General features: G+C 68.9%; 2 protein-coding genes. Both read right to left on the reverse strand.

Translation table 11 applies throughout. The features are described from left to right. Positions 1-19: 19 nt before the first annotated feature. Positions 20-829 (reverse strand): IS21-like element helper ATPase IstB, encoded by an 810-nt coding sequence (istB, locus tag NR112_RS22170; protein ID WP_256796455.1) that lies wholly within the window; start codon positions 827-829, stop codon positions 20-22. Then, a complete protein-coding gene (gene istA, locus NR112_RS22175) occupies positions 829-2,058 on the reverse strand; it encodes an IS21 family transposase (protein ID WP_256796456.1) in 1,230 nt (409 codons plus the stop codon). The genes istB and istA overlap by 1 nt, the downstream gene beginning before the upstream one ends. Positions 2,059-2,127 lie beyond the last annotated feature (69 nt).

The raw sequence follows: 2,127 nt of genomic DNA on the forward strand, positions 1-2,127 counted from the left end.
GGCCACCGGTTCGTGGTTTCTAGTCTGCCGTGTCCTGGGTTCTGATGCTGGGCAGCGTGTCGATGCCGCGGTTGCGGAGCCGGTAGCTGGCGCCTTTGAGGGTCAGGACGTCGGCGTGGTGCACGACGCGGTCGATCATCGCAGCGGCGACGGCTTGGTCACCGAAGACACCTCCCCAGCCGCTGAACGGCAGGTTGGACGTGAGGATCAGCGAGGCGTGTTCGTAGCGGGATGAGACGAGCTGGAAGAACAGGTTCGCGGCGTCTTGCTCGAAGGGCAGGTAGCCGACCTCGTCGACGATGATCAGTCCGTAGCGGCGTAGCCGGGTCAGCTCTTGCGGGAGCCGGCCGGCGCGGTGGGTCTCGGTCAGGCGGGTGACCCACTCGGTCGCGGTCGCGAACAGGACCCGATGTCCGTGGTGCGCGGCGGCGATGCCCAGGCCGGTGGCCAGGTGGGTCTTGCCGGTGCCGGGCGGGCCGAGCAGCACGACGTTGCGGGCCTCGGTGAGGAAGCCGCCGGAGGCGAGTGCGGCGATCTGCTGACGGACCGCGGGTTGGGCGTCCCAGTCGAACTCTTCGATCGTCTTCCTTGCGGCAAACCCGGCGGCCCGGATGCGTAGCTGTGCGCCGGATGCGTTGCGGGCTGCGACTTCACGGTCCAGCACTGCGGCGAGGTATTCCTCGTGGGTCCATCCCGCGTCGCGGGCGTGGTCGGCCAGCCGCGCGGCGGCCTCGATGATCCGGGGCGCCTTCAACGCCGACGCCAAGTAGGTCAGCTGCTTGAGCGGCTCGCTGCCGTTGCTCTTCGCCCTGTTGGTCCTGGTGGTCATCAGGCCACCTCACCATCGGCGAGCCCGCCGTCGAGGAGCCCGAACGCGCGGTCGTAGTCGGCCAGGTCCCGCGCCAAGCCCTCCTGGGGATCCGGCGCTGGTCGGGGTCGCTGGAACTGCTCGCGCAGCACCTTGGCCGCGGCGACGTGGACGGGATCGGTGATGGTCATGCCGCGTGCCCAGACTCGGTCGTGAGCGGCGACGAGGCGTCCTTCGTGGCGCACCTCGACCCTGGCCAGGTCCGCGGTCACGTCGACGAACCGGCCGATCACCGCCGGGTCGACCGAGTAGTCCGAGGAGTCGACGCGGACGTAGTAGTCACGACCCAAACGGACCCGGTTAACCCAACCCACGGTCGGCGCCACGGGCGGCAGGGGAAGCATCGCCGCCCTGTCGACATCGAGCAGCTCGACCGGACGAGCCTTGGTGGTGCGCACGATCCGGGCGTTCGCGATGGTGAGCCAGTCGGCGAACTGGGTGTTGAAGTCGGCCGGTGACTCGAAGGTCCGGCCCGGCATGAAGGAGGTCTCGAAGAACCCGTTGCGACGCTCCACCACGCCCTTGGACTCGGGGTCGTAGGGCTTCAACCGCTGCAGCGTGGTAGCCAGTGTGCCGGTGAACGCCCCCACGCCTTCGGCGTGCCTCTTGCCGCGGCCGATGCCGGACTCGTTGTCCCAGATCAGCCTGCGTGGGACTCGGCCGAGCTGCTGGAGCAGCACCCACATGCCGAGCAGCAGATCCTCGGTGTGCCGGGTCGGGATCATCCGGCCGACCATGAACCGCGAGTGGGCCGCGGTGATCACCATGACCGGCAGCAGCACCTTCGAGCCGTCCTCGAGCGGGATCTTCTTGGGCGGGAACCACAGGTCGCACTGCGCCGCGTCCCCGGGCAGCCACGTCAACCGGTCCGCGGGGTCGACGGGCCGATACTGCGGACGCAGTCGTCGGACGTTGTCACGGAACCACGTGATCGACCCGCACCAGCAGACCCGCTCGGCGATCACCGTGGCCGGCATGTCCGGCGTCGCCGCGAGCAGTTGCCGCACCAGCGGTTCGAACGGCGTGAACGACGTCGGCACCGCCGGCCGCTCGTACTTCGGCGGTCGATCCGAGGCCAACGCCCGCGCCACCGTCGACCGTCCGACCCCGAGATCCTTCGCCACCTGGCGCTGCGGAACACCGTCCGCGACCAGCCGCCGGATCAGAGCCCAATCCTCCACTGAGATCACCCAACCAATCTGTCTGGGTGGCCTCGTTTTCGACCGTCGCTATGGCCTCGTTTTCAAGCGTCGTCGACA

This window comes from Terrabacter sp. Ter38, assembly GCF_024519435.1.
Lineage (GTDB): Bacteria > Actinomycetota > Actinomycetes > Actinomycetales > Dermatophilaceae > Terrabacter.